The 25,023-nt window shown below is 40.2% G+C and carries 26 protein-coding genes; 11 read left to right on the top strand and 15 right to left on the bottom strand.

Annotated features, from left to right (window positions below; genetic code table 11):
* The first annotated feature begins 157 nt into the window (after window positions 1-157).
* A complete protein-coding gene (locus ACJAZP_RS13045; RefSeq protein WP_415231175.1) occupies window positions 158-529 on the top strand; it encodes a VanZ family protein in 372 nt (123 codons plus the stop codon).
* 97 nt (window positions 530-626) lie between these two features.
* Here the strand turns inward: ACJAZP_RS13045 and ACJAZP_RS13040 are convergent, their stop codons facing one another.
* Window positions 627-1,835, bottom strand: coding sequence for an acetate kinase (locus ACJAZP_RS13040; RefSeq protein ID WP_415231174.1), 1,209 nt, complete (start codon window positions 1,833-1,835; stop codon window positions 627-629).
* Between the two features lie 414 nt (window positions 1,836-2,249).
* Between ACJAZP_RS13040 and ACJAZP_RS13035 the strand changes: the two genes are divergently transcribed.
* A complete protein-coding gene (locus ACJAZP_RS13035) occupies window positions 2,250-3,098 on the top strand; it encodes a LysR family transcriptional regulator (RefSeq protein ID WP_415231173.1) in 849 nt (282 codons plus the stop codon).
* A gap of 58 nt (window positions 3,099-3,156) precedes the next feature.
* On the opposite strand, the gene ACJAZP_RS13030 is transcribed toward ACJAZP_RS13035, so the two are convergent.
* Window positions 3,157-4,503: a magnesium transporter gene (locus tag ACJAZP_RS13030; RefSeq protein WP_415231172.1), complete on the bottom strand. Its 1,347-nt coding sequence runs from the start codon at window positions 4,501-4,503 to the stop codon at window positions 3,157-3,159.
* 331 nt (window positions 4,504-4,834) lie between these two features.
* On the opposite strand from ACJAZP_RS13030, the gene ACJAZP_RS13025 reads away from it, so the two are divergent.
* Window positions 4,835-5,080, top strand: a complete 246-nt coding sequence (locus ACJAZP_RS13025; protein WP_415231171.1) for a hypothetical protein — start codon at window positions 4,835-4,837, stop codon at window positions 5,078-5,080.
* A gap of 365 nt (window positions 5,081-5,445) precedes the next feature.
* Window positions 5,446-6,240 carry an LEA type 2 family protein gene (locus ACJAZP_RS13020; RefSeq protein WP_415231170.1) on the top strand — a complete coding sequence of 265 codons (795 nt, stop codon included), beginning with the start codon at window positions 5,446-5,448 and terminating at the stop codon, window positions 6,238-6,240.
* 132 nt (window positions 6,241-6,372) lie between these two features.
* On the opposite strand, the gene ACJAZP_RS13015 is transcribed toward ACJAZP_RS13020, so the two are convergent.
* Window positions 6,373-7,317: a siroheme synthase gene (locus tag ACJAZP_RS13015; RefSeq protein WP_415231169.1), complete on the bottom strand. Its 945-nt coding sequence runs from the start codon at window positions 7,315-7,317 to the stop codon at window positions 6,373-6,375.
* Window positions 7,318-7,809: 492 nt separating this feature from the next.
* Here ACJAZP_RS13015 and zwf point away from each other — a divergent pair, with 492 nt between their 5' ends.
* Genes zwf through gnd form a run of 3 tightly spaced genes read left to right on the top strand, consistent with a single transcriptional unit; the run spans window position 7,810 to window position 11,483 of the window.
* Window positions 7,810-9,309 carry a glucose-6-phosphate dehydrogenase gene (gene zwf / locus ACJAZP_RS13010; RefSeq protein WP_415231168.1) on the top strand — a complete coding sequence of 500 codons (1,500 nt, stop codon included), beginning with the start codon at window positions 7,810-7,812 and terminating at the stop codon, window positions 9,307-9,309.
* A gap of 1 nt (window position 9,310) precedes the next feature.
* The gene (gene pgl, locus ACJAZP_RS13005) at window positions 9,311-10,045 is read left to right on the top strand and encodes a 6-phosphogluconolactonase (RefSeq protein ID WP_415231167.1); all 735 of its coding nucleotides are present in this window, start codon (window positions 9,311-9,313) and stop codon (window positions 10,043-10,045) included.
* Window positions 10,035-11,483 carry a decarboxylating NADP(+)-dependent phosphogluconate dehydrogenase gene (gene gnd / locus ACJAZP_RS13000; RefSeq protein ID WP_415231166.1) on the top strand — a complete coding sequence of 483 codons (1,449 nt, stop codon included), beginning with the start codon at window positions 10,035-10,037 and terminating at the stop codon, window positions 11,481-11,483. Before pgl ends, gnd begins: the two co-directional genes overlap by 11 nt.
* A 49-nt stretch (window positions 11,484-11,532) precedes the next feature.
* On the opposite strand, the gene ACJAZP_RS12995 is transcribed toward gnd, so the two are convergent.
* A complete protein-coding gene (locus ACJAZP_RS12995; protein WP_415231165.1) occupies window positions 11,533-12,429 on the bottom strand; it encodes a LysR family transcriptional regulator in 897 nt (298 codons plus the stop codon).
* A 274-nt stretch (window positions 12,430-12,703) separates the two neighbouring features.
* Here ACJAZP_RS12995 and ACJAZP_RS12990 point away from each other — a divergent pair, with 274 nt between their 5' ends.
* Window positions 12,704-12,883, top strand: a complete 180-nt coding sequence (locus ACJAZP_RS12990) for a DUF6435 family protein (RefSeq protein ID WP_415231164.1) — start codon at window positions 12,704-12,706, stop codon at window positions 12,881-12,883.
* A gap of 147 nt (window positions 12,884-13,030) precedes the next feature.
* On the opposite strand, the gene ACJAZP_RS12985 is transcribed toward ACJAZP_RS12990, so the two are convergent.
* The 8 genes from ACJAZP_RS12985 to ACJAZP_RS12950 form a co-directional block, all read right to left on the bottom strand.
* Window positions 13,031-13,354, bottom strand: a complete 324-nt coding sequence (locus ACJAZP_RS12985; RefSeq protein ID WP_415231163.1) for a hypothetical protein — start codon at window positions 13,352-13,354, stop codon at window positions 13,031-13,033.
* A gap of 143 nt (window positions 13,355-13,497) precedes the next feature.
* Window positions 13,498-13,863 carry an MmcQ/YjbR family DNA-binding protein gene (locus ACJAZP_RS12980; RefSeq protein ID WP_415231162.1) on the bottom strand — a complete coding sequence of 122 codons (366 nt, stop codon included), beginning with the start codon at window positions 13,861-13,863 and terminating at the stop codon, window positions 13,498-13,500.
* Between the two features lie 32 nt (window positions 13,864-13,895).
* Window positions 13,896-14,225 (bottom strand): DMT family transporter, encoded by a 330-nt coding sequence (locus tag ACJAZP_RS12975; RefSeq protein ID WP_415231161.1) that lies wholly within the window; start codon window positions 14,223-14,225, stop codon window positions 13,896-13,898.
* Between the two features lie 129 nt (window positions 14,226-14,354).
* Window positions 14,355-15,035 carry a hypothetical protein gene (locus ACJAZP_RS12970; protein WP_415231160.1) on the bottom strand — a complete coding sequence of 227 codons (681 nt, stop codon included), beginning with the start codon at window positions 15,033-15,035 and terminating at the stop codon, window positions 14,355-14,357.
* Between the two features lie 360 nt (window positions 15,036-15,395).
* Complete coding sequence (locus tag ACJAZP_RS12965; RefSeq protein WP_415231159.1) at window positions 15,396-15,776, bottom strand: putative zinc-binding protein; 381 nt, start codon at window positions 15,774-15,776, stop codon at window positions 15,396-15,398.
* 383 nt (window positions 15,777-16,159) lie between these two features.
* Window positions 16,160-17,032, bottom strand: coding sequence for an MYG1 family protein (locus ACJAZP_RS12960; RefSeq protein WP_415231158.1), 873 nt, complete (start codon window positions 17,030-17,032; stop codon window positions 16,160-16,162).
* A 196-nt stretch (window positions 17,033-17,228) separates the two neighbouring features.
* Window positions 17,229-18,038 carry a hypothetical protein gene (locus ACJAZP_RS12955; RefSeq protein WP_415231157.1) on the bottom strand — a complete coding sequence of 270 codons (810 nt, stop codon included), beginning with the start codon at window positions 18,036-18,038 and terminating at the stop codon, window positions 17,229-17,231.
* 102 nt (window positions 18,039-18,140) lie between these two features.
* On the bottom strand, window positions 18,141-19,049 hold the full coding sequence (locus ACJAZP_RS12950; protein WP_415231156.1) for a LysR family transcriptional regulator: 909 nt from the start codon (window positions 19,047-19,049) through the stop codon (window positions 18,141-18,143).
* A gap of 166 nt (window positions 19,050-19,215) precedes the next feature.
* Between ACJAZP_RS12950 and ACJAZP_RS12945 the strand changes: the two genes are divergently transcribed.
* Window positions 19,216-20,214, top strand: coding sequence for an NADP-dependent oxidoreductase (locus tag ACJAZP_RS12945; protein WP_415231155.1), 999 nt, complete (start codon window positions 19,216-19,218; stop codon window positions 20,212-20,214).
* Between the two features lie 79 nt (window positions 20,215-20,293).
* Here the strand turns inward: ACJAZP_RS12945 and ACJAZP_RS12940 are convergent, their stop codons facing one another.
* Window positions 20,294-20,917, bottom strand: coding sequence for a LysE family translocator (locus tag ACJAZP_RS12940; protein WP_415231154.1), 624 nt, complete (start codon window positions 20,915-20,917; stop codon window positions 20,294-20,296).
* Window position 20,918: 1 nt separating this feature from the next.
* Entirely contained in the window at window positions 20,919-21,107 is a 189-nt protein-coding gene (locus ACJAZP_RS12935; RefSeq protein ID WP_415231153.1) for a DUF1127 domain-containing protein, read from the bottom strand.
* 197 nt (window positions 21,108-21,304) lie between these two features.
* Here ACJAZP_RS12935 and ACJAZP_RS12930 point away from each other — a divergent pair, with 197 nt between their 5' ends.
* Window positions 21,305-22,720, top strand: a complete 1,416-nt coding sequence (locus ACJAZP_RS12930) for a PLP-dependent aminotransferase family protein (protein ID WP_415231152.1) — start codon at window positions 21,305-21,307, stop codon at window positions 22,718-22,720.
* A gap of 168 nt (window positions 22,721-22,888) precedes the next feature.
* Window positions 22,889-23,671, top strand: coding sequence for a phytanoyl-CoA dioxygenase family protein (locus ACJAZP_RS12925; RefSeq protein ID WP_415231151.1), 783 nt, complete (start codon window positions 22,889-22,891; stop codon window positions 23,669-23,671).
* 58 nt (window positions 23,672-23,729) lie between these two features.
* Here ACJAZP_RS12925 and ACJAZP_RS12920 read toward each other — a convergent pair whose 3' ends face one another.
* Entirely contained in the window at window positions 23,730-24,938 is a 1,209-nt protein-coding gene (locus ACJAZP_RS12920; protein ID WP_415231150.1) for a benzoate/H(+) symporter BenE family transporter, read from the bottom strand.
* Window positions 24,939-25,023: the final 85 nt, after the last annotated feature.

The following is a 25,023-nucleotide window of genomic DNA, read 5'->3' as shown; positions in this document are numbered from 1 at the left end:
CAGAATAATAAAGCGTCTTTATCTTTCTAACTGGCTAGTTAACAACTAATATTATGATTTAGAGGAAATCAATTTTAATTGCTTAAAGGTACCGTTATTGAATCTGTTGGTTTTACAATATCAATGAGCGGTTTGAAATTTTACACGGGAATATCGAATGATTAACTTATTAACAATGATGCGCAATTACTGGCTTGCCTGCACTGTTTTTTCGCTGACAGTGATTATGCTGCTGTCGCTTAACCCTAGCGTTAATCTACCTTCCGTACCAGGTGGAGATAAAATTCATCATATCATTGCCTATGCAATATTAATGTTTCCGGTTGCGTTGAAAAAACCGAAACATTGGCCTTTAATTGGTTTGTTCTTTGTTTGTTTGAGCGGTGCAATTGAATTACTGCAGCCTCTGGTTGGTCGTCAGAATGATTGGCTTGATCTTTCTGCTAATTGGACAGGTATTATGCTCAGTATCTTATTAGCGCAGTTGATAAATAAAGCATTTCCCTCGTCGCTAAACCAAGAACGCTGATTCAGCAATGTATTAATCAGGAACAGTCCCAAATTAAATTAAAAGCTTGCAATAACCAAGGGTATTACAAGCTTTATTGCCATTAAAAGAGCTTAAATTAAGCGCTTACTAAAGCCAATGTATCACAGGCAATAACCCATTCTTCATTGGTTTGAATGACCATGGCGACAGTACTATCCTGTTCAGTAATGATGCCTTGATTCGATGATTTACCAAAGCGGTTTGCAAGGTTAGCCTGCTGGTTTACTTTAAAGCCTAACAAGCTTAAACGTGCGAGTGTCTGTTCACGGATAGGTGCTGAATTCTCGCCAATACCGCCGGTAAATACTACTGCGTCTAATCGTCCGTCTAATGCCGCCGTGTAACTGGCAATATATTTGGCCAGACGGTAGCAGTATAAATCTATGGCACGTTTCGCTGCTGCATCTGTCTCGTAGTTATCTTCAACAAAACGGCAATCAGAGGTTTTTTCAGTCAACCCTAATAAACCCGACTCTTTAGTCAGCATAGTATTTATTTTTTCCATGCTATAACCTAATTCATCATGCAGATGGAAGATCACGGCCGGGTCAATATCGCCACAACGAGTCCCCATTACCAAGCCTTCTAAGGGAGTCATTCCCATGGAAGTATCAACTGATTTACCGTTTTTAATCGCACAAACAGAGCCACCGTTACCAAGATGACAGTTAATAATATTTAACTCTTCAACAGGTTTTTGTAATATACAGGCAGCTTCAAGGCTGATGAACAGGTGACTGGTACCGTGCATGCCGTATCGACGGATACCATTTTCGCGGTAAAGTTTATAAGGCAGCGCATATAAGAACGCTTGTTCCGGCATACTCTGGTGAAAAGCCGTATCAAATACAGCAACATTTGGCAGTCCGGCGAAAGCAAACTGTGCCGCACGGATACCAACGAGGTGAGCAGGATTATGCAAAGGAGCCAGGGACACGCAATCTTCAATGCCTTGGATTACTTCATCTGTGATCACTGCTGATTGAGTGAATTTTTCACCACCGTGCACAACACGATGACCGATTGCAAATAGGTGTTCTTCCAATTCAGGGTGTTTGCACAGAATTTCCTTTACAATATAGTTCAGCGCTTCTTTATGAGCTGCGCCAATACCTAAATCTGCACTGCCTTTCGCGCCTTCCAATTTCCATTTCATCCGCGCATCATCAAGGTGCAGGCATTCTGCAATACCTGAGAGTTTTTCTTCACCGCTTGACATGTCGATGATAGCAAACTTCAATGAAGAACTGCCGCAGTTAAGTACAAGTATCAGCTTGTTGCTCATGTGTTGTGTTTCCTATTTATTATTTAAAAACAGTTACTTAGATTTATAATATGAGTATTTGTAAAGGTTATATTGTCTATTTTTAGAAAATGCCGGATAACCAGAAAACACTCTGCATACTGCCCTTTATCAAAGGGGTGCGTAGGATACAGGTGAAGTTGAAAGATAACAATAATAGTTTGTATTAAGAACAATTTGGCGTCAGATTTTAATCTAAACTGTATGATCGAATAGCTAATTTGCTGATTTATGATTCGATAAATATCTGCAGCTGTTTTGAATCGTCATTATCAATGCCTTTTATAGCGCTTTTAAGATCTAATTATTTTTACTATGCTCGCAACAATAAAGGTACAATAAATAAAAATTTTGATTGTTTGATAAAAAAAATTGATTAGTGAGAGTTGCCAGTAAATGAAAATTGAATTGCTTAAAACATTTTTAGAAGTCAGTCGAACGCTGCATTTTCGTTTGGCGTCTGAATCTTTATTTATTACTCAATCTGCAGTGAGTGCAAGAATTAAACTGCTTGAAGATGAGTTAGGAGTACTGTTATTTGATCGCCGGCAAAAGCATCTTAAATTAACACCGGCAGGTCATCGTTTAATTAAACATGCCAATGAAATTATTTTTATGTGGCAAAAAGCGAAACAGGATGTTGGCGTCTCAGACCAGCAAAGTACCCAGTTGGCGATAGGTTCAATGATGTCTATTTGGGATGTTATTTTGCAGACCTGGTTACAAAAAATTCACCGAAACATGGGGGAGATTAGTTTGTTAACCAATGCCAGTTCGCCCCTTGAGTTACGTAAAAGTGTTTTAAACAGGGTTACCGATATCGCTTTTTTGTTTGAACCTCCCTTTGTTGAAGAATTGGTAACGGAAAAGGTCGCGACGGTGCCGCTTCATCTGGTTTCAACGCACGCCAATCTTGATATAAAAACGCAGAATTTAAATGATTATGTGATGGTTGATTATGGTGAGTCGGTCAATACTCAGCATATGAGAGAGTTTAAAAATTCTCCACCCGCAAAACATTTTATGAGTCAACCCCGGGTTGCATTAGAGTACATATTAGAGGCGGGAGGCTGTGCTTATCTTCCTAGGCAGATGGTTGTTGATCATATAAACAATGAAAAACTCTATTTGATTGAAGATGCTCCCGTTTATTCTCGAGAAATATTTGCCATTTATCTGGCGAAAAGTAATAAGGCAGATGTTATTAATAAGGCAATCCAATATTTTCCTGAGATGGCTTATTAAGAAATGCTCTCATTTCTGCTGTGGTGAATAGTTGCAGCAGAAATGAGAGCTGACGGACTTAAGTCAGGAATAGCGCACCTAATCCTAAGAAGGTAATAAAGCCAAAAATATCGGTTACCGTGGTTAATATAACCGCGCCCGAAAGTGCGGGATCAATGTTCAGTTTAGTTAACAACCAGGGCACCCAGACACCGGAAAGAGAAGCAATAATGATATTACCGAGAATGGCAATATAAATAGCCAAGGATAATAGTGGATTTTCAAACCACAGGTAGGTAATGCCCGCAATAATTGCCGCCCACAGTAATCCATTGATACAGCCCACTTTAAGTTCTTTTAGTACGATGGCTTTTTGGTTCGCCTCGGTTATCTGCCCCAATGCAAGTCCGCGAATAATCAAGGTCAGTGTTTGGCTTCCCGATATTCCTCCCATCGATGCAACCACCGGCATCAGTACGGCTAGCGCGACAACCTGTTGCAGTGTGCCCTCAAACAGACCGATAAACCAGGAAGCTAAAAAAGCGGTGACAAGATTAACACCTAACCAAACGGCGCGATTTTTACTACTGATCCATATATTGGAAAACAGATCCTCTTCTTCAACCATGCCCGATGATTTAAATAACTGAATATCTTTTTGCTGCTCTCTTATCGTATAAGCTTGCTGTAAATCCAATCTTCCGGTTAAAAATCCGTTTAAATCGACAACGGGCAGGGCGGATTTGCCCGACATCATGACCTTTTCAGCCGCAGAATAAATATTATCAGTGGAGTATAAAACCTCATAATCACTGTCCACAACGGTAGATATTGGAGTCTCATCTTGGATTGCAATCAGCTTTGCAATAGTAACTTCGCCAATCAATGTTGCATCATGATTAGTGACATAAAATACTTCGGAGAGGGGAGGTAAAGACTTTGAAAGAATTTTTTTTACTGCCGAGGTTTTTAGCCGTTCAGGAATCTGTATATCGTCAAAACTTTGCCAATGGCCAACTTCATCATTTGAGAATTCCTGTGCTTTCTTAAATAATGCTCTTTGTTTAGCGGTCATTTTAGAGACCGCGTAATCAACAAAGCGATCACTCAAATCTTCTGAAAGATCTAATAATTCATCTGCATCCAGTTTCTCAAATAACGGGAAACACTCATCATCTTCACTGGCATTTAAAATCAATTGCCGTGATTCATTACGCATTTCAATAAAAACTTGTTGCTGCACTTCCTGGCTTATCAATTGCCAAATTAATTTTCTTAGCGGAATCGGGAATGCTTCCAATAAGACCGCTATTTGTTCAAAAGATAAACTTTCTTCTAGTTCAGTGACAACATCTGCCAACGCTGAGGGGTTCTCAATATTATCATTAAGCATTTCAATGAAAAAAGGCAGTTTTTCAAATGACATAGATAGGATCCTTGTTGGAGATAAACTGATTTATTGATAAAAAATGCTGTGGGGAGTTTTTTAATCAGCCGAAAGAAAATAAGTTACTAAGTTTAACGGATCCGTAACAAATATTCTATATTCTTAAGCAGCCGTAAACTGCCGATTGTCTTATATTCTGGCAGAGTAGACGGTCTTATTTAATAATTTTTTTTGCTATGACCTTAAAAAATAAATGTAGGCTCTATTTTATTTGACAAAAAAAATGAATCATTAAGAACAAAATTTTTTGCTTTTTTTTTGCAGTAAAAAGCCTGATTATGCACCAAATTCTGACCTATAGAGATTGCAAATGAATAACCGTAATAGTGCAGTAGAATCCGATCTTGATTTAGACGTTGAACAGGAAGATGAAGACAATACTTATCTTAAAGATTTAGCTGATCTGGAATTAGAAAATGATAACGAAGAATCTAATGTCCAAAAAGTTCGTTCTAAAAATAGAAATAAACGAATTCTTAAGGGAAAAATAGAGATGCAGCTTGAAAGGATAAGAGAAAAAAAAGAATTCGACTCTTTATATGATGACTGGAACTAATATTTACATGATGATAGGGCTGTAAAAGCTGTGACGGGCGATTTTAACCACTTGTAGGTAGCGTTTCAAATAGGCCTACAAATTCAACTCTGTATAAGAGGTGAATACTGCAGCTCTTTCTTGTATAAATATATTATTGATTGCCAGCAACGGTGAGCCGCTAAATGTAGCATTCGATATAATTAATGCGCCTTTCTATTTTTGTTGGCATTTACCCCGTTACTTAATAAGCCATAGTATCAAAAAAGATTCTATGGCTTATTAATGTCCATAAAAAGTGAACGCCGGTCAAATTTATAGTTACAATAACAGTGATGAAAACGACTGATGTTGTAATAGTGAAGTCTTAATTAACAGGAGTGGTTATGATTAAAAATTTAATAGCAGTTTTACTGGTTGTGATGGTATCTGCATGTACTACCTTGCAGCAAGGGTTAAAAAACTATGTAAAACAACCCGAGGTGAGCTACAAATCGATTTCAATTGGTAAGGTTTCGATGAGTGCGATTGAGTTAAATCCTACTTTTAATATCGCCAATAACAATAATTTTTCTCTTCCCATTGACGCAGTTACTTATGATCTTTCATTTAATAATAAAAAAATGTTAGCGGGTGAGACAGAGTCGATAGGGACGCTGCCGGCAAATGATGCCAAAGATGTCACTCTGTCGCTGGATCTAACCGACGAAACATTAACCTCATTGCAGCAACTGTTGTTTAAAGATAAAAAACTGGATTATGTGGTAAAAGGCGCTGTAAAAACCATGGGCTTAACTATCCCCTTTGAAAAATCTGCCACTTTGTATGTACCGGACGTCAGTATTAAAGACGTAAAAATTGTTAATGGCAGCTTCAGCCAGTTAGATATTCTCTTAAGTGTTGATCTTGATAACCCCAATGATTTTACGTTACCTTTAGGGATGCTCAATTATACGGTATCAAGCAATGGTAAGACTTTATTTAAAGGCGATCTTGAAAATAATAAAATAGGATCGGGTCAAAATAATATTCAGTTGCCCTTAACTATTAAACCTGGCGATTTATTTGGCAGTGCGTTTAGTTTAATGAGTAATCCCAAACTTCCTCTGCACTTTGAAATAAGCAGCCCAATGTTTAAAAAATCCCATGACCAATCAGTGGATCTAAGCAGCTTTTTTTAACTGAACAATATTCACAGACAATTTAATCTAAAACTAAAAAGGGACAGCGCTGTCCCTTTTTTTTAGTTTTAGAGTTGTAAAAATTTATTATTCAGATTGGGTCAAATGGTGAGAACGTATTGTTTAACTGTTTTATTCAACAATACGTCCGCAAATAATTTCTGATACGGGAAAGTCAGTGTTAAATTCGGACTTTAATTGCTCGGAATGTGTCGTGATAATCACCACTTGTTGGTTATTATCTGCCAACTGTTCGATACGCTGCTTATCAATTTTTTGGAATTTATCGGCATCGCGGCGTCCATAGTCAAAAAACAAGGTCGTAATATCCGTGTCTAAAAATATTACATCAGCCTGCTGCATTCTTTGATAGGCCTGCAGGGTTAAATTATCGGGTTGCTGGTCATAAATTCTGATCACACTAATACTGCCACTTTCCTGAAATTGTTCACTGCTCAGCGCTCGATTAAACATCTTCACAGCTTGCTCATCGTCCCCTGCCAGCAACTGTTTGGCGACGTCACCCGTTAATACCTTTTTCCAGAACAGTTTACGTTCGGAAAACTGCTTGATTCTGGCCTGTACTTCAATCCGGTAGCGACCACAAAAGCGCGCTAATCTGCCATAACCTGCGGGTAACATCTGCTCTATTTGAGATTTTAACATTTGCAATAATATCGGGGCGTTGCCCGAGCTGGACATGGCGATGATCATCGGATCCCTGTCAATGATCGCGGGAGTGATGTAATTACAAAGATCAGGATCGTCAACCACATTAAGCAGCATAGCGCGATGATTCGCCGCAATACTGATTTCAATATTGACCGCTCTGATATTTGTTGCTGCTATCACTAACTGATGGTTGTCCAGAAAATGCGGCGAATATTCCGCTTTAATCCAGGTAAGTTGCCGGTTGGCTAATAATGCTTGCACACTTTCTTTCAGCATCGGGCTGACAACAGTTATTTGCGCTTTTGACTTGAGCAAAAGTTCAATCTTTCGCGCAGCAACATTACCGCCTCCGATAACCACGGCTTGAAATTTTTTAGCATCTAAAAAAATCGGGAAATAGTCCATCATACTGCCTTAGTTAATAAATATTATGGTTAAAGCAGATACCCTTAAGTATCTCTCGATAAATTATTTTTTAACTTATTGTTTATTATTAAAATAAGAGGGTAACAATCATAACGTAAGTTTTAAAATTAACAAAGACACCTGCATCGACCGGTTGGCATAAAAGGAGGTAACTGTCCCTAATATACATTAACCTAAGCTGGTGGTTTAAAGTTGTACAGAAAAAAAGCATAAACGCAAGGCGTTGATTGAGTAATAAAAGCCTATTGCGAATAAAAACAGCAAGTGTTAACGTTTATTTTAACCAGCAATATAGGGCTATTTTCATGCCGATTACTTTAATATTAGCTGGCTAAGGCTCCCGAACCATTGAATATGTGTCGGCAGTCGCCGTTATTATAAACCCATCGACTAGAATGAGCGGTGCAGGTGGCTGCAAGCGCACATACAATTAATTGGTTTAGTATTATATAATCCAAATAAGGAGTCTTAATGCCAGTCATCGATAATAGCTGTATTGTGATATTTGGCGCTTCAGGCGATCTCACCCATCGTATGCTTATCCCAGCGCTTTATCATCTTTATATAGATCAGAAACTACCAACATCTTTTGCCATTCTGGGAGTAAGTCGTAGCGTTTATAATGATCAGACATTCCGTAATAAATTAATTACGAATATGAAATCTGACAAAAATATTGATAACGACTTATTGAACAAATTTTGTGAACACCTGTTTTATCAGGCGATAGATACCAGCGATGTGAATGATTACAAACTGCTGAAAGAACGCCTCGCGCTTATTAATGCTGATTTACAGCTTAACAATAACACCCTTTTTTACCTTGCTACGCCGCCCAATTTATATTCTGTTATTCCCCAACACCTTGCCGCTGTGGGTCTTAATAAAGAGACTGATGGTTGGAAACGGTTAGTTGTCGAAAAACCCTTTGGTTGTGATCTTGAATCTGCAATTAGTCTGGATAGCTCCCTGTACCGGCATTTTAACGAACAGCAAATTTATCGTATTGATCATTATCTTGGCAAAGAAACGGTACAGAATATGCTGGTATTACGTTTTGCAAACAGCATTTTTGAGCCATTGTGGAATAGTAAATACATTGATTATATCGAAGTCACCGGGGCTGAAGCCTTGGGCGTGGAGCAGCGTGGCGGTTACTATGATGGTTCCGGTGCCATGCGGGATATGCTGCAAAACCATTTGTTACAGGTGATTGCGATGGTTGCAATGGAGCCGCCAGCTGTTATCAATGCCAAGTCAATGCGTGATGAGGTGGTCAAAGTTTTACAATGTTTAAAACCACTTTCTCAATCTGATTTGGAAAATAATCTGGTATTAGGGCAATATATTCAGTCGCACGTCAGGGGAAAATGTCTGCCGGCTTATCGCGAAGAGAAGGGCGTGCCGCATAACTCGAGAACAGAAACCTATGTTGGCCTTAAGCTGTTTATTAATAATTGGCGCTGGGATGGGGTGCCGTTTTATCTGCGTACCGGCAAGCGACTACCAACACGTGTAACTGAAGTGGTTATCCATTTTAAAAAAACGCCTCACCCGGTTTTTTCAGCCGCTGCCCCCGAAAACAAATTAATTATTCGCATTCAACCCGATGAAGGGATCCTGCTAGGTTTTGGCTTAAAGCAACCGGGATCTGGTTTTGAGACCAAAGAAGTCGCCATGGACTTTCATTACAGTGAATTGCAAGAGACTGAATTATTAACCGCCTATGAGCGTTTACTGCTCGATTTAATGAAAGGTGATGCCACCCTGTTTGCCAGAAGCGACGCTGTTCGGGCTTGCTGGGATTTTGTGCAACCCATTTTAGACTATAAAAAACAATCATTTCCCCTGTATGGATACGCGTCCGGGACATGGGGGCCAATTGAAGCGGAAAAATTACTAAACCAGGATAAGCATCAATGGCGTTCCCCTTGTAAAAATCTAACCGATACTGACTACTGCGAGTTATAAAATGAACTATAAAATTTTTTCTGCAACCCAATTACTGCTAGATCAACTGGCAGAGGATTTTTTTCTTTTAAGCCAAAAGGATAAAGCAAGCCATATCTCTTTATCCGGCGGCTCAACCCCGCTCCTCCTATTTAAATATTTAGCGCAATCGAGCTATGCACAGAGCATAAACTGGCAGAAATTGCATTTTTGGTGGGGGGATGAACGCTGCGTTGCACCGACTGATTCGGAAAGTAATTTTGGGCAATGTAAACAATTTTTATTCGATCATATTACTATTCCAGAAGAAAATATTCACCGAATTAAGGGAGAAAACGATCCGCAGCAGGAAGCTCTTCGTTACGCACAGGAAATAAAGGCGCATGTTAAAAGTGTTAACGGCATTCCACAGTTTGACTGGATCCTCTTAGGCATGGGTGATGACGGTCATACCGCTTCACTTTTTCCCGGACAAACAAACTATCAGGATTCGAATTTAACCCTGGTGGCAACACAGCCGCAAAGCGGGCAATTACGGGTATCTAAAACAGCCGTCTTAATTGAAAACAGTCAGCGAATTACTTATCTGGTACTAGGTGAAGGTAAAGCCGATATTATTCGTAAAATTAACGCTGAAACAGCGGGTAGCGAACGTTATCCGGCGGGCAAAATAAAAGCAAAATCCGGGCTAACCCAATGGTATTTAGATTCAGGATCCGCAAAGTTATTAATAGAAGGAAACAGTGATGAATGCTGATATTGCAGTAATAGGTCTGGCCGTGATGGGACAGAATTTAATTCTAAATATGAACGATCACGGTTTTAAAGTCGTTGCATTTAACCGCACCGTCTCCAAGGTTGATCAATTTCTTGCGACGGCAGCAAAAGATACCGATGTTATCGCTGCACACTCCATTGAAGAAATGTTGAGTTTACTGGCCTTGCCGCGTAAAATCATGCTGATGGTCAAGGCGGGAGAGGTTGTCGATGATTTTATTGATAAGTTAATCCCTTTATTGGCTAAAGGCGATATCATTATTGATGGCGGTAATTCCAATTTTGTCGATACCAACCGCCGTGTTGAAAAATTAAGTAAACTCGATTTACATTATGTTGGCGCGGGCGTCTCCGGTGGCGAAGAGGGGGCTCGTCACGGGCCGTCAATTATGCCCGGCGGAGACGTACAGGCGTGGCCTTCTATCAAAGCGATTTTTCAAGGGATTTCAGCTAAAACAGATAAAGGAGAGCCTTGTTGTGACTGGGTGGGTCATGGCGGATCGGGTCATTTTGTTAAAATGATTCACAACGGCATAGAATATGGCGATATGCAGTTAATTAGCGAAGCCTACCATTTTATGAAGGATGTGCTGCGGATGTCTCACCAAGAGATGCAAGCCACTTTCATGGACTGGAATAAGACAGAGTTAAATAGCTACTTAGTTGAAATAACCGCCGATATTTTGGCTTTTAAGGATATCGACGGGGATCCCTTAGTTGAAAAAATAATGGATACCGCAGGGCAAAAGGGAACCGGTAAATGGACGGGAATAAATGCCTTAGATGCCGGCATTCCGTTAACCTTAATCACTGAATCTGTCTTTGCCCGCTGCTTGTCGGCATTGAAGCTGCAGCGTGTAGAGGCTCAAAAACTATTTAATAAATCTATTGGCGAAATTCATGATGATAAACAGCAATGGATAGCGGCATTACATGATGCATTGCTGGCGAGTAAAATAATTTCCTATGCGCAGGGATTTATGCTGATGAAGCAAGCGTCAGAGGATAATCATTGGGATCTTAATTATGGTAACGTGGCACTGCTGTGGCGCGGTGGCTGCATTATACGCAGTGCATTTTTAGGCAATATTCGTGATGCTTTTGCTGCTCAACCGGCATTGGATTTTCTGGTCTTAGATCCTTACTTTAAAAATATTTTAGAACGCTGCATGCCCGCCTGGCGAAAAATTGCCGCCGCCTCTTTTCAGACTGGATTACCTATGCCCTGTATGACCTCCTCATTGTCTTTTCTGGACGGTTATACAACAGCAAAATCACCTGCGAATATGATTCAAGCGCAGCGCGACTATTTTGGTGCACATACCTATGAAAGGGTCGATAAAAATCCCGGGGAGTTTTTCCATACCAACTGGACCGGACAGGGAGGAAATACCGCTTCAACAACCTACGATGCTTAACCGTTCAACTGATTTTATTAGTTACTTAAACCAACCGCCGGATCCTTTTTTATTGAATATCAGGATCCGTTAACAGCGTAATTATCTTTTTTTCAAACCATTCATATCTTACGGGCAGCGGACGATGGCGCTTTTTCGTTAAAAATAAGGGTTCGGCAACCGGATTAGCCAGCGGCACAATATGCAGTGACTGTTGTTGCTGAAACTGTTTCACCGCACGTTCCGGCAGAACTGTAAAACCAATACCCTGAGCTACCGGCAGTAATATTTGGTTTAATTGATTAATGTAACCGCGGATCGGAATACTAGTTGCTTTTTTGCCATCAAGAAGATGATTCGTATGGTTAATTTTATTAAAAAAATGAAAGCCGTCGGGATGATTTATAAAACCTAATCGGCGCAGTAATGCGGCATCCACCGTCTGCTCTTTAAAGGTGGCCGGCAGCACTAACTGCAGCAATTCGTTACCAATCTCAAGCTGTTGTAATTGTTCGGAGTCAAGCTGTTGTGTGACAATGCCGATATCGACCTTATCGTCTAACAGATCTTTTATAATGTTTTTATTAGGTGCCGCTTCAAGCGCCACGGTAAGGTTTGAGTGAAGGGTTTGAAAAGAGATAAACTGCGGATAAAGAAACATTGCTAAAGCCCCTGAGCAGGCAAAACGACACTCGCCACTATGGGGATCGTCAAACTCTAAATTTTGCTGTAGCTGCCGTTGTAAATGTGCATTATTAATGCCGTACTGATAGAGTTTCTGTCCCGCTAAACTCATCTCAAATTGTTTACCGAAGCGGATTAACAGTTGCGTTTTTAGCTGCATCTCTAATTTTTGAATATGCTGGCTGACACCGGGCTGGGTCATATTTAATTTTTCTGCAGTTAGGGTGAAATGACCAGTTTCGGCAAGGGTCATAAAAGTTAATAACCATTTTTCATTAATCATCTCATTATCCTGTTTCTAAATAGCTGTGCTGATAGCAATAAATTATAACAAAAAATAATCATAAGGACATTTTTTAATAATTTTCATGTTCCTTTTTGTCGTTATAAAGGGCAGTTTCTTTAATACCATGGATAATAAAGATGCCAATTACATATCCTGAGCATTTTCTGATATTAGTCTTTAAGCTGGCCGTTATGTTTTTATTTTTAAAATATGTAAACCGATATGACAATTGAGTCGTATACAGGAGAGTCGTAATTAAACGGAGCAATTTATGTTTTCAATATTCAAATCCGATCCAACAAAAAAATTAAATAAACTTCTCTCAATAAAGCTAGAGCAGGCTATGCTTGCGCAAAGAAAGGGTGATATAAGAACCTATTCTCAGCTAAGTTTTGAAGCCCAGCAAATAGACAGACAGATTTCAGAAATAGAAGCACAAAATACAAAGTAATAACTCCATGTTTTTTTAACGGGTTATTACTTTTATTGGTGGACTTCCAACTGCCTTCAACGAAAGATTGAATAATGGGAATTTTAGTAAGTTCAAGAGTCTGATTAAGGCATAACTGACAAGAGTGTAAAGTGACTTGCGCGTCAATCAGGAAATGAAATTTACTTCCATCATGTTCACAATAACGGCTTCTGATATTTCATTAAGTTGGTATTCAGATGATGAATAAATATGCCCTTCTTTATTACCTAAAGCAATGTCTGCAATATCAGGCTTATGATCATGGAGAAGGATAACAATTCGCTTATCTTGAACAATACAATCAATTGTAATCGCATCGGCTTTCATCCCTTGATTACGCAGGGTTTTATCCATGATCCCAATTAACGTATTGATATTATTGTACTTGCAGTAGAATGAATCATTCGCTCTAGCGACAATTTCTGATAAATTTTTTAGCTTACTCTTCATGTTCAACTCTATTGATCTAGGGGATTTGACTGAAACCTAATGCCCTGATAACTGGGGATAAATTGTTGGCTATAATTATGTAGTGAAGCGGAACCGATTGTTTTGCATTCATTAAAGCGATTTTTATGATAAATTCTGAAACCTTAGCGCTGATTCAAACCAAGTTTTTTCTGTTTTATTTTAGTTAACCCGAGTGAAACTAAACGGTGGGACTCAGTAAGGTAGTAGCGTAAGTCTTCATCTTTTTCTTTTCCACTATCAATTTGCTGTATCCATTTCATACCGCGATTCGCAAAATAGGGAGCAGGCTTGTAACCTTCACACTGATTTAAAAACCCGAAATTTAACGCTGATGTTTTAAAAGTAAAAGCTGGTTTCTTGTCCTGCGCCCAACCACCGATTGCAAACACTTTACCACCGACTTTCCACACATGTGAGTTTCGCCATTGAACTACATAGGTTGTTGCAGGCAAAGACCCGCAAAACTTATTAAACTCATCGTAATTCATCAATACTCCACTTATTATTTGAATCTAAGTTTCTAATGGCTCACTGTTTTTGAAAATACATTAATAACAATGACCCCCGCCAAAATTAAAAACATTCCCAGCACGGCTGCAATATCAGGTATTTGTTTGTAGATTACAGCACTTATTGATGCAATTAATACTATTCCCATGCCGGCCCAAATCGCATAAGCGATGCCGATAGGTACTGTTTTTAGTACTAAGGATAAAAAATAAAATGCCACGGTGTAACCGATGACACAAACAGCACCGGAGGTTGAATGAGAAAAACCATCCGATGCTTTAAGTGCTAATGTTGCTATCACTTCAGCGACAATCGCTATTGCTAAATACCAGTAACCCATACTTCCATTCCCGTTAAAATTTTCAGTGTTTTTGTTGTATACTGTACAGGGTAATTCCGATTCGATTCAACCACAAAAGCTAGCTTTTTTGTTCTATTTAATTACCTTAATTCTCTGTTCGGCTACTTCTTACTTTTTGGATAACGCCATAAAATCATTCCAATGTAAAACTTCTGTGCCAATAAGGCGGCTGTTTTTAAATAAGTTGATGGCGATAGCATTCCCTAATGTGGCAACCGGGATGCTCCGGTATTTGTTGAAAGAACCGATAAGCAGAGGATCCAGCAACGGCATAACAGCAAGTGCCAATGCCTGGAATAAACCATAACGATTCCTAGGTGTAACAATCATTGACGAGTGGAACAGACTCAGACGCTCAAACCCGAGTTCTTTTAAAGCATTTTCAAGCTCTCCCTTAGTACGCAAATAAAATGAAGTTGATGTCGCACTCACCGCCACGGAACTTAAGAGTTCAAAATGCGCTATGCCTGCTTTTTTACATGCAGTGGCAAAGTCTAAAACAGCGTTTTTATCAATTTTAATGAATTCTTCTTTACTCATTTTTGAAGGTTGACCAACACCTAATGTGCAGATTGCCGTGTCATGTCCATTTAAGAAAGGTTCATAGGATTGCACTGAAAAAATGTCGATTTTATGTTGAAAAACGGAGTCACCGACAATGTTCTCAGCAGGCCTTCTGCCCAGTAAGGTTAATTGCTTAAGCGATGGCATTTTTGAGAGTGTTAATGCGGTGTGATTTCCCACTGCGCCGGTAGCGCCAAGCATAATGATTTTATTCGAGCGAAACATACAGTCCTTTAATGATACTCAACGAGGCGGTTTAAATTAAAACTACGGTGACTCATATTTTACGAGTATTCAATAAGTTAATCTATGTTTAATAACTGACGAATTAAATTGAGTGAAAAATCGGAGTGTTGAGTGGGATAAGCGGAATTATTTGATACTGGATTTAATGCTTCTAAGCTGATGGTGGAAAAGGCCGCAGTTGTTAACTGTTTTTGGATAAATTGTCGTTTTTATAGGGCTGATGAAAGGTAAGGAAATAAATATATTTTCCTGTCAATAAAGACATCTATCCCCGTAAATCTTGTTTCATAATAAGGATAGACCGTGGTGGGTGTTGCGTTCAAGATCTATCCTGATGCGTTAAGCAGATTCACTTCTACCTATCTCACTGATCACTATTTTTTTTATGTTACTGACATCCGATGGAGAAAAATCCATATGATATTTTTTCTTTATGCCATAACTTGTTAAGGTGTAATGATAGGTGGATTCTATGCCATGCTGTGAAAGACAAGTGGTCACGCAATGTAAAGGGCAACCATCTAAGGCAATGATCTTTCGTCCAGACTTAGCCTTTTTCAGTAAAGGTTTTACGCCACCACCGACCCCTGCTATGCAGGACATCTCAGCTATATGGTCACGATCCAGTTCAATTGCTATTTGGTTTGCCAATTGGGCAATACTGGAGCACCCGGAGCATGAATATACTAAAGGTAACTTCTTGTGATTCGTCTTTTCCATAAACAGGCTCTCCTTAAAAAGTAAATATACGAGTGGTTAATATCTTATTAAACGGAAGGGTTCGCTGTTTCCGCCAGAAAAATGTCAATTAAAATAAACAATATATGTTTTTAGTTTGATTATCAAATGGTTATATTTTTTTGATAATAAAAGGCGGTTGTGGAAAAGAAGGAATACTGCTTATTTACAGTGCAGACAGGGACAACGGCGTAAACGTTGTATTGATACCCATTTCTCTGCCTGAAAATGAATTTTTATGAGCATAAATAGAGTACTTAATGGGCGTAATGGGTATAATTTAAGTTGTTTTGAGGGGGCATTAAATAAGCCTCCGGCTCAGCCGGAGGTAAGTTAACTTGCATTGTATATTTTTAGTGGCTATTTTACTCTTCTTGCAGTGCCATGGTGGCCATTTTCATGGCGCTTGCAAATGATTCTGCACCCGCAATAAATAAACCGTTATGGCAGAACATAGCATCATCAATACCGGTTACCTCGACAAGCGCTTTATCGGATAAACCGGCCCATGCTTTCGGCAGCGATTTTCTGTCTTCAAATGAACCGGGTTCAACGGGCACGGTTTGAATTCTCCATTGTCCAGTCTGAGATGGAAAAACCATATATAAAGCCTCGCTAGATAAGGCGTGAACCGTTCTTTTCCAGGGAGTATATTTTTCTAATACAATCACTCTTGGATCTAATGCATTTTCAATCGCTTTAGCGACAATGACTTTGGCGCTAATACCGCCGTCAGCAGAGGCCATAAAGCGGCTTAACACGCGCGCTGCAAAGTCAACCGCTTCATCAAAACAGTCATCAAAGTAACTCTCTTCCTGCCAGGTGGGGTTAAACATGGAAATCGTTTGGCTAAGGCTGATCCCTTTAGAAACACCTTCAACGTGACCGCAATCGATGGCGTCAATGGTGGATACCAGGCCGGCATCAACTGCATTGGCGAGGTCCTGATTACCCTTGCATATTTCTACACCATATTTTTTCCAAATTAAACCAAATGAGGAGTAGGGGATACCATTCTCACGCTCACCTGCACCACCACGTTGATGATGATCAAAACGACCGGCATCGGGATCATATTCACCACCGACATCAAGCACTATATCTGCCTTGCCGATAAGCTCTAAATCACGTGTGCGTATGAGTTTAAAAGAAGGAAAAATTTGCTTAAGTGCAGCGATACTAAAAACATCATCTGCATGAAAATTGCCGTTGTGCGTTGCTATCGTTTTAATATTCATTTTTGGTATCATTTTAGAAAGGGACAAGAAGCTAAACCGTGGTGTTTTTGAAGTAGTATATATAAGTAAAAATCACAGGCAGGAGTTTATAGGAAGACGGCTGACAAAAACAGATCATTTTTACTGACTTAAATATGAACAACGCGATTCCGCAGCTGCAGTTAATTAAATTCAGTCGTTAATCAAAATCAATTCATCAACGTTTGAAGACCAAGCTAATGACTTTACACATTAATAAAAACAATACTATCCCGCTCGCTAAGACTATCCCTATTACGTATAACATAGAGCTCATATTAATAGTATTTTTAAAGCCTGCGAAGTAGTTTCCATCGAGCGTTTGATTGAGCATCATAAGCGATAAACACAGGGCTATAAATACAATAAAACCCGCCCAGGCACCTTTTAAGTCTTCCTTTGAAGGGCAAAGATGCAGGCTGACTGCCGCGCATAAATAAGCCCATATAACAACATTGAGCGGCGACCTAGCATAGGCGTTTTGAAGATAAGCGATTATATTATTATTTAGCTCAAGTAACGGTAAAAAATGCAGTGTATCAATATCATTAAAAGCAGCCATTTTTAGCATTTTAAATAATGGCTGCGGATCATCCAGCAACAGCGAGGTGAGCAGGTAAATAGCTAACAATCCGCCAAATAACGGCGCAATGCCAATAAAAAAATTACCCATGACCTGCCATAAATTACGGTTATTATAGGAATGAGAAACGAAACCTAAGGTGCCATGTTTATCGGGTTTGAATAATACCAGGTGCTTAATTTTATGGCCAAATATTAAACAAAAGAAAGCATGACTTAATTCATGAATTGGTGTGCCTACCCAGGCACTAATATAAATAACCCGTCCGCCAAGCATATTTTTAGATAATAAAAAGACCGCCCGTTGCAGGGCAAATAGCACTAAGGTTAATATTAAAAATAGCCCCACATGGCTTCCTAATATTAACAGTTGCTCTAATAACCAATTTACCCAAGGTTCTTGCATCTTATCGGTTCACCCTTTTATATTTACTGTTTTCGAGTATATAGCCCTAACTCTTTCCCGTCTTCCAGCTTTCTTGCCTTTCAGCCTTTTCTTATTCCTGCCTTATGGCTTATTATCCCTAATGCTTGCGACCAAAAAATCGACTGCGGCTTTAATCTTAGGTACCTGGTAACGTTGTTTTTGATACAACAAAAACATTCCTAAATTTGGATTTCTGGTCACCGTTAAGGCAGGTTTCACGGTTAACTCAATTAATTCACCCGATGCTAAATAATCTGCAAGTGCCCAACGGGGCATCATCAAAATGCCGGCCCCCGCAAGCGCTTTTTGTAATAACCAATGGCGATTATTGGTCATTAACAAAGGTGGCGCCGAAACATCGTGCCACTGACCTTTTATTTCACATAACCAGGGGGTTGGCCCGGCAGGCGTTTTAAAATACAGACCATGATGCTGTTTTAAATTGAGAGCATCGCCGGGGTAACCAAATTTATCTATATAAGCTGTGGAAGCCACCGCAATAAAATCATTATTTATTAATTGAATGGCAATAACCCGCTGATCAGGAGCGTAACCGCCGCGTATGGCTAAATCAACTTCATCCCTTGCCAGCGTTGATAATTCATCACTTAAATTTACATTTAAGGTCACTTGAGGATATAAAACAGAAAACTTATCTAACAGCGGCAATAAAACCTGCTCACCAAAGCCCACCGTTGAACTGATATTTAAGACCCCCATTGGCGTTGTTTGATAAGAGCGTACCGATTCATCGCTTATTTCAAGGGATCTTATAATTTCACTCACTTGCTGATAATAACGCTGGCCGATTTCAGTTAAGCTGACAACCCGGGTTGAGCGTTTTAATAAAGTGGCTCCCAGGCTTTTCTCTAAATTTGCAATACGCCGTGAAAGTGATGACGGCGGCACAGAAAATACCTCTGCAGCTTTAGTAAAGCTCCCCGTTTCAACAACCTGAACAAAATATTTAAGAGCACGTAACTGATCCATGGTCATTTCCTATAGTCTGGCTATTTAATTAATAACTACTGATCATAAACCTATTATTGTCTTTATAACAATAATGAAAGACAAATTAGGGTATATATCTCACGCTTTTAAGCGGCCATAATGACACTATCAGTTAACAACTGCATCTTCTAAAAGGAATATAACCATGACAACATTTACTGCAATTAATTTAATCAAACGTCCTGCTGGTGGCCCTATTGACTCATCATTGTTTGAGGTTGTTAAAAAAACCATTCCGACCGTTGGCGCAGGGCAGTTTCTGGTAAAACAGCAGCATATGTCACTGGATCCGGCCATGTTTGGTTGGATGAGCGCTGATACCAACAGTTATATTCCGCCCGTTGCACTGGGTGAGGTGATGCGCAGTTCCGGTATCGGTGAAGTCACGATCAGTAACCATCCTGATTTTGAAGTGGGTGATCGGGTGATGGGCATGATGGGCTGGCAGGAGTATTTTTTAAGTGATGGTAAAGGGTTAAATAAAGTAACCGCTCCATTACCAAATGAAACGGTTTTATCGGTATTTGCATTACCCGGTTTAACCGCGGTACAAGGTTTATTTAACGTCGGCAAACCTAAAAAAGGTGAAACACTTATTGTCACAGGTGCTGCCGGTTCAGTTGGTTCAATCGTTGGACAACTTGCTAAAGCTGAAGGTCTGCGGGTGATTGGAGTGGTCGGAAACCAGGAAAAAGCAGACTGGATAGTCAATGAACTTGGTTTTGATGCCGCAATCAATTACAAAAGCGATGATTTAGACGCGCAACTGGCAAAAGCGGCGCCAGACGGCATTGATTTATTCTTTGAAAATACCGGCGGTCCAATCCAGCATTTCATCTTTGATCGTATTAATGCACATGGCCGCGTTGTCGTCTGTGGCTTAATTTCAGCTTATGATGCCGAGGTGCCTGATTTAGGTCCAAGCTGGTTAAATATTATTAAACGTCGTATCAACATTCAAGGTTTTACTATGCCGGATCACTTTCATCAAGTGCCGCAATTGTTAGAAAAATTAACACCTTATGTAATGGCTGGACAAATTAAACACCGCGCGCATCTATTACAAGGTTTAGAGTCAGCTATTGAAGGCCTGAACTTATTCGCTACGGGTGAAAACAAAGGCAAGTTGATGGTTCAGTTTTAATAAATGTTTATGTTTTAACTCTGCTTTAATTAGCTGTTTTTGTTAGCTTTAAAGGTTGCCACGTTTTGCGTGGCAACCTTTAATTTAGTATAAAAAACAGCGTCCCGATAGTCATGACGCCCATCGTATAGTTAAAGGCTTTTTTACGTTTTGTGGTCGTCAATCGTTGCGCGATGTTCACGCCAAGATAAGCCCATAAACTGATCGCGATAAAACCGGTGATCGCAAAACACAGCATTATCCATAAACCTGATTCAATATAACCTTCGCCCGCAAGAGTAAAACTACTGATGCTGCCAATGGTCATCGCCCATGCTTTAGGGTTTACAAATTGAAAGGTCACGGCACGAAATAGGGTCATGGGTTTGGTTTTATTTCGCTCAGAGCTACTTTGAGAAGCATTAACTGCTGGCGGTTCAATAGAGGCAGTCGCTATTTTCCAGGCAAGCCAAAAGAGATACAAAGAGCCCTGCACTTTGAGTAAATCGTAAAGAGCAGGGTAGAGCTCAAAGATCACGCCAAAACCCAATAATACCGACGCCAGCAAACTGGCGATGCCGATTAAAACACCAAAAATATGAGGCAGTGTTTTTTGATAGCCAAATTGTGCACCGGATGCCAGTAACATTATATTATTCGGTCCGGGTGTTACCGACATAACAAAAGCAAACAGCGAAATGGCCAATAACAGGGAGAGTTCCATATCAAGCTCCTTTTCTAACAGGTTGTAAAAACCGAGCAATAACACCGATCAAAGTGTTTTTATTTAGCTCCTTGGTTACATCTTGTCTGGTTTTGCCAATATCCTTTAAAAGATGATCCGGTAAACAACGCAGCTGCTGTCGGGTCTGATAACGGCTGCTTAAACGCCTTACTCTACTCTTGATATTCATAATAACGATCCTCTGATAAGTCCTGAATCACTATTCTAAATAAATGAAAATATCAATACAGATTCAAAAAAATACATTTTATCGATACAGGTTGTTCAAATAAAAGCCTGTATGGTGTATTTAAGACTCATCTGTATGGCAAACTATGAGATTTTTTCGATAGTATGCAATAACAGACAATACAGGGTAATTAAAATATGAAGCTATACGACAAGGTTGCTAATGTTTTACGTGAAAATATCCACGCTGGGTTGTATGTGGCAGGGGATAAACTGCCCTCTATTCGTCAGCTGGTTGCCGCGCATAAGGTCAGTATTTCAACGGTGCAGCAAGCCTATCACCAGCTTGAGATGGAGGGGTTAATTGACGCACGCCCAAAATCTGGCTATTTTGTGGCTTTTACCACCCCTGTCCCTGTCTTGCCGGTCACATCCCGACCCGCGCAACGCCCTATTGAGGTTTCACAGTGGCAGGATGTCTTGCAGGTACTGCTCGCGAAAGAAGACGTATCCACGGTTCAATTACAACATGCAATGCCTAATATGGGCATGCCAAGCTTAAATCCATTATTAAAAAAAATGTCTTCGTTAATGCGCCACCAAGTTGCACTCAGTTTGCCCTATGGCAATATCGCAGGTGCGCAGGTATTACGTGAACAAATTGCCAAGTTAGCGACCAATTCCGGCTGTGTATTACACCCAGATGATCTGGTTATCACCTCCGGCTGCCAGGAAGCATTATCCGTTTGTTTACGCTCGGTGACTCTGCCCGGTGATATTGTCGCCGTTGAATCACCGAGTTTTTATGGCTCAATGCAGGCCATCAAAACCGCTAATTTAAAAGCCATAGAGATTCCAACCAATGCCGAAAATGGATTAAGTCTAGAAGCATTAGAATTGGCACTTGAACAATGGCCCATTAAAGCCATTTTGGTGACGCCTACTGCAAATAACCCGATGGGTTACAGCATGCCTGAACCGGACAAAAAACGTCTTTATCAATTAGCACAAAGCTACGATATCTGCATTATTGAAGATGATATTTACGGTGACATCAGTTATCAATCACCGCGCCCTAAAACCATTAAATCATTTGATGAAGATGGTCGGGTTTTATTATGCAGCTCATTTTCTAAAACCGTTGCTCCCGGTATGCGCGTCGGCTGGATTGCACCGGGGCGTTATCGCGATAAAGTGACTCACGTTAAATATGTCAGTAGCTCGATGTGCCCGACATTGCCGCAGTTAGCGATAGCCGATTTTATTCAGTCGGGCGGATATAATCGCCATACGCGTAAAGTGCGGCTGCTTTACAAACAAGGGCGCGACCATCTTATAAAGTGTATTAAACAATACTTTCCTAAAGACACGCGAATCAGTTTTCCGCAGGGAGGGTATATTTTGTGGGTTGAGTTAAATAAGCAATACGATGCGGTAAAATTAGCCTCACAGTGCAAAGAGGGCAACGTCAGCATTGCCCCCGGCACCTTGTTTTCTGCAACCGGGAAATACCGCCATTGCATGCGCCTTAACTTTAGTGAAAAAACAGAAGTCGAACGTGAGCAGGGGATCCGCGAGCTTGCTTGTTATATCAACAAGCAAGTTAATGATTAACCATCGATTTGAATTGAGATTTTTTTAACCAATACTTTAACGGCTAAGATTGATTCGCTCTTTAATGTCATTAATATTACTTTCCGGCTATCATACGACGGGCAAAAAACAGGTGTTAAATAAAGGGTGTTGTACAACCTTTCGATTAAATAAGTGAAGGCAAGAGTAATGGTAGAGAGTTTAAGTCAATTGAATAGTTATTATGATCAACAAGGTTATTTTGTCATTAGAAATTATTTTAATGCGGCTGAAATATCATCGCTTAGAAAAGTCATATTAAAATTTCATCAAGCATGGAAAGATGACAACGAAGTTTTCTATCGGGAAGAGGCCTTTAATTCTTCTTTAATCACCGGCAGTCAGTATTTAGGGTTTGATGACCGGGTGGCACTTTTTAATTTTATCAGTTCAAAAAAAATAATGAATATTGTCGAGTCGGTTATCGCCGCTGATCCCGCTTTTATGAATACTCAATTATTCTTTGATCCGGTGAATCCTCAGCAAAAAGATTTTTGGCATCGAGACTGCCAATATGACTTTGATATCGAAGAGCAAAAGAAAGTGATTCATGCTACTCAGGTATTACATCTTCGTGTGCCTTTATTTGATGAACCGGGAATGGAGCTCGTACCGGGTTCGCATAAACGCTGGGATAATGCCGAAGAATTTGATGTTCGGCAGGAAGAAAACCAAAGACTGAGCAGTGAAAGTCTCTCCACCGGTAAGAAAATAGCATTAGCTGCGGGCGACTTGTTGGTTTTTTCAGCGGATATGATCCACCGCGGGCTGTACGGGCAGGATAGGCTGGCTTTTGATATTTTAGTTTTTGATTCAGCGGGTGATTATGCCGACTATGTCGATGATGACTGTTTACCGGACAGTTCAATGCTGGATAAAATTGCCGATCCAAGGTTATTTATGAAGACTATTAACTTAAAATCGGCTTTCTAATAGAGATCTCTTTGCGCTTCTTTTTGCAGGCAGCGGAATAAATATTAAGTAGAAGTACTCACTCTATGCTTTGAATCGTCTTGGCTTTTTTAGCCGTTATCTTAATTTTTTGAGTGTTTTTAGTTAACTGAATATGTATTAATCCGGCTAACAGCCCCCACAGTGTCGAACCAATACCTAAGAGCGTGGCGCCTGACATGGTCAGAAGAAAAGTAAGCAAAGCTGATTCGCGGAAATTTTCTTTTTCAAAAGCCGTCTGCAGGCACATTTGCAAAGTGCCTAACAAAGCAAGCCCTGCTAATATGTCTGTAATTCCAGCGGGCAAAAACAGGAAGATATCCACTAAGGTTGTTGCAAAAACACCCGCTATAAGATAAAAAATGCCCGCCCATATTGCCGCCCGGTAGCGCACCGTTTTATCGGGGTCTGCTTCTTCATTCATACAGATGGCCGCTGAAATTGCAGCGAGGTTGACGCTAAAACCGCCGAATGGTGCGGCTAATAAATTGGCTAATCCTGTCCCTATTAAGAGCGGCTTGACGGGTGTCTCGTATTGATAACTTCTGATCATTACAATACCCGGTAAATTCTGTGAGAGCATAGTGATCACATAGAGTGGAATACTCAGATTAATCATTGCCCGCAGATCAAACTCCGGCGTTACCCATGATGGCTGTGCAACGGAGAGTATAATTTCTTGATCCGTAAATGCACCCGTCATGATTGCGCAGATAATGCCGGTCGTCAGTAATAACACCATTGAATAACGAGGAAAATAACGTTTACCGGTAAAAAAGCTGACAAACATACTGAAGAAGATGAGCGGGTTATCCATCAACGGAATAAAGGCTTTCAGGCAAAATGGCAGAAGAATAGCGCCCAGCATTGCCGTCGCCAATTGAGCAGGTATCCTTTCTAACATTCGGCTTAATGGCGTGATAAGCCCGGTTAATATAATTAAGATTGCCGAGACAACAAAAGCGCCAATAACCACCGCTAACCCGTATTGAGTCGCTCCAGTGACTAAGATCACAGCCCCGGGCGTTGACCATGCGGTTAAAATGGGCGCCTTATAAAACCACGAAAAAAGAATAGTGGCAAGCCCCGTTGCGATACCAAGGGTAAGCAGCCAACTGCCAATTTGCGCCGCTGATGCACCAGCCGAGGTGGCAGCCTGAATTATAATAAAAACAGAGCTGCTGTAGCCGACCAAAACTGCACTAAAGCCAGAAAATAAGTGACTGATGTTGAATGTTTTTTTTAGCATTTACCGCTCCATAGACAAGTGATATAGTTGTGCGTTATTACGCACGAAGCCGAGTGTATCATTGTGCGTTATAGCGCACAACAAA

The organism is Psychromonas sp., assembly GCF_047632955.1.
Taxonomy (GTDB): domain Bacteria; phylum Pseudomonadota; class Gammaproteobacteria; order Enterobacterales; family Psychromonadaceae; genus Psychromonas.
Note: the sequence above shows the minus strand (reverse complement) of the source record. Positions and strands in the feature narration are given on the sequence as shown.

Coding starts and splice junctions, on each gene's coding strand:
- ACJAZP_RS12965 (WP_415231159.1), bottom strand. CDS start 15,776: ATGGAAAAGACGAATCACAAGAAGTTACCTTTAGTATATTCATGCTCC.
- ACJAZP_RS12995 (WP_415231165.1), bottom strand. CDS start 12,429: ATGATTAATGAAAAATGGTTATTAACTTTTATGACCCTTGCCGAAACT.
- ACJAZP_RS13015 (WP_415231169.1), bottom strand. CDS start 7,317: ATGGACTATTTCCCGATTTTTTTAGATGCTAAAAAATTTCAAGCCGTG.
- ACJAZP_RS12940 (WP_415231154.1), bottom strand. CDS start 20,917: ATGGAACTCTCCCTGTTATTGGCCATTTCGCTGTTTGCTTTTGTTATG.
- ACJAZP_RS12980 (WP_415231162.1), bottom strand. CDS start 13,863: ATGAATTACGATGAGTTTAATAAGTTTTGCGGGTCTTTGCCTGCAACA.
- gnd (WP_415231166.1), top strand. CDS start 10,035: ATGAATGCTGATATTGCAGTAATAGGTCTGGCCGTGATGGGACAGAAT.
- ACJAZP_RS13030 (WP_415231172.1), bottom strand. CDS start 4,503: ATGTCATTTGAAAAACTGCCTTTTTTCATTGAAATGCTTAATGATAAT.
- ACJAZP_RS12975 (WP_415231161.1), bottom strand. CDS start 14,225: ATGGGTTACTGGTATTTAGCAATAGCGATTGTCGCTGAAGTGATAGCA.
- ACJAZP_RS13020 (WP_415231170.1), top strand. CDS start 5,446: ATGATTAAAAATTTAATAGCAGTTTTACTGGTTGTGATGGTATCTGCA.
- ACJAZP_RS12935 (WP_415231153.1), bottom strand. CDS start 21,107: ATGAATATCAAGAGTAGAGTAAGGCGTTTAAGCAGCCGTTATCAGACC.
- ACJAZP_RS12950 (WP_415231156.1), bottom strand. CDS start 19,049: ATGGATCAGTTACGTGCTCTTAAATATTTTGTTCAGGTTGTTGAAACG.
- zwf (WP_415231168.1), top strand. CDS start 7,810: ATGCCAGTCATCGATAATAGCTGTATTGTGATATTTGGCGCTTCAGGC.
- ACJAZP_RS12990 (WP_415231164.1), top strand. CDS start 12,704: ATGTTTTCAATATTCAAATCCGATCCAACAAAAAAATTAAATAAACTT.
- ACJAZP_RS12925 (WP_415231151.1), top strand. CDS start 22,889: ATGGTAGAGAGTTTAAGTCAATTGAATAGTTATTATGATCAACAAGGT.
- pgl (WP_415231167.1), top strand. CDS start 9,311: ATGAACTATAAAATTTTTTCTGCAACCCAATTACTGCTAGATCAACTG.
- ACJAZP_RS12960 (WP_415231158.1), bottom strand. CDS start 17,032: ATGAATATTAAAACGATAGCAACGCACAACGGCAATTTTCATGCAGAT.
- ACJAZP_RS12920 (WP_415231150.1), bottom strand. CDS start 24,938: ATGCTAAAAAAAACATTCAACATCAGTCACTTATTTTCTGGCTTTAGT.
- ACJAZP_RS12945 (WP_415231155.1), top strand. CDS start 19,216: ATGACAACATTTACTGCAATTAATTTAATCAAACGTCCTGCTGGTGGC.
- ACJAZP_RS13045 (WP_415231175.1), top strand. CDS start 158: ATGATTAACTTATTAACAATGATGCGCAATTACTGGCTTGCCTGCACT.
- ACJAZP_RS12970 (WP_415231160.1), bottom strand. CDS start 15,035: ATGTTTCGCTCGAATAAAATCATTATGCTTGGCGCTACCGGCGCAGTG.
- ACJAZP_RS13035 (WP_415231173.1), top strand. CDS start 2,250: ATGAAAATTGAATTGCTTAAAACATTTTTAGAAGTCAGTCGAACGCTG.
- ACJAZP_RS12930 (WP_415231152.1), top strand. CDS start 21,305: ATGAAGCTATACGACAAGGTTGCTAATGTTTTACGTGAAAATATCCAC.
- ACJAZP_RS13025 (WP_415231171.1), top strand. CDS start 4,835: ATGAATAACCGTAATAGTGCAGTAGAATCCGATCTTGATTTAGACGTT.
- ACJAZP_RS13040 (WP_415231174.1), bottom strand. CDS start 1,835: ATGAGCAACAAGCTGATACTTGTACTTAACTGCGGCAGTTCTTCATTG.
- ACJAZP_RS12985 (WP_415231163.1), bottom strand. CDS start 13,354: ATGAAGAGTAAGCTAAAAAATTTATCAGAAATTGTCGCTAGAGCGAAT.
- ACJAZP_RS12955 (WP_415231157.1), bottom strand. CDS start 18,038: ATGCAAGAACCTTGGGTAAATTGGTTATTAGAGCAACTGTTAATATTA.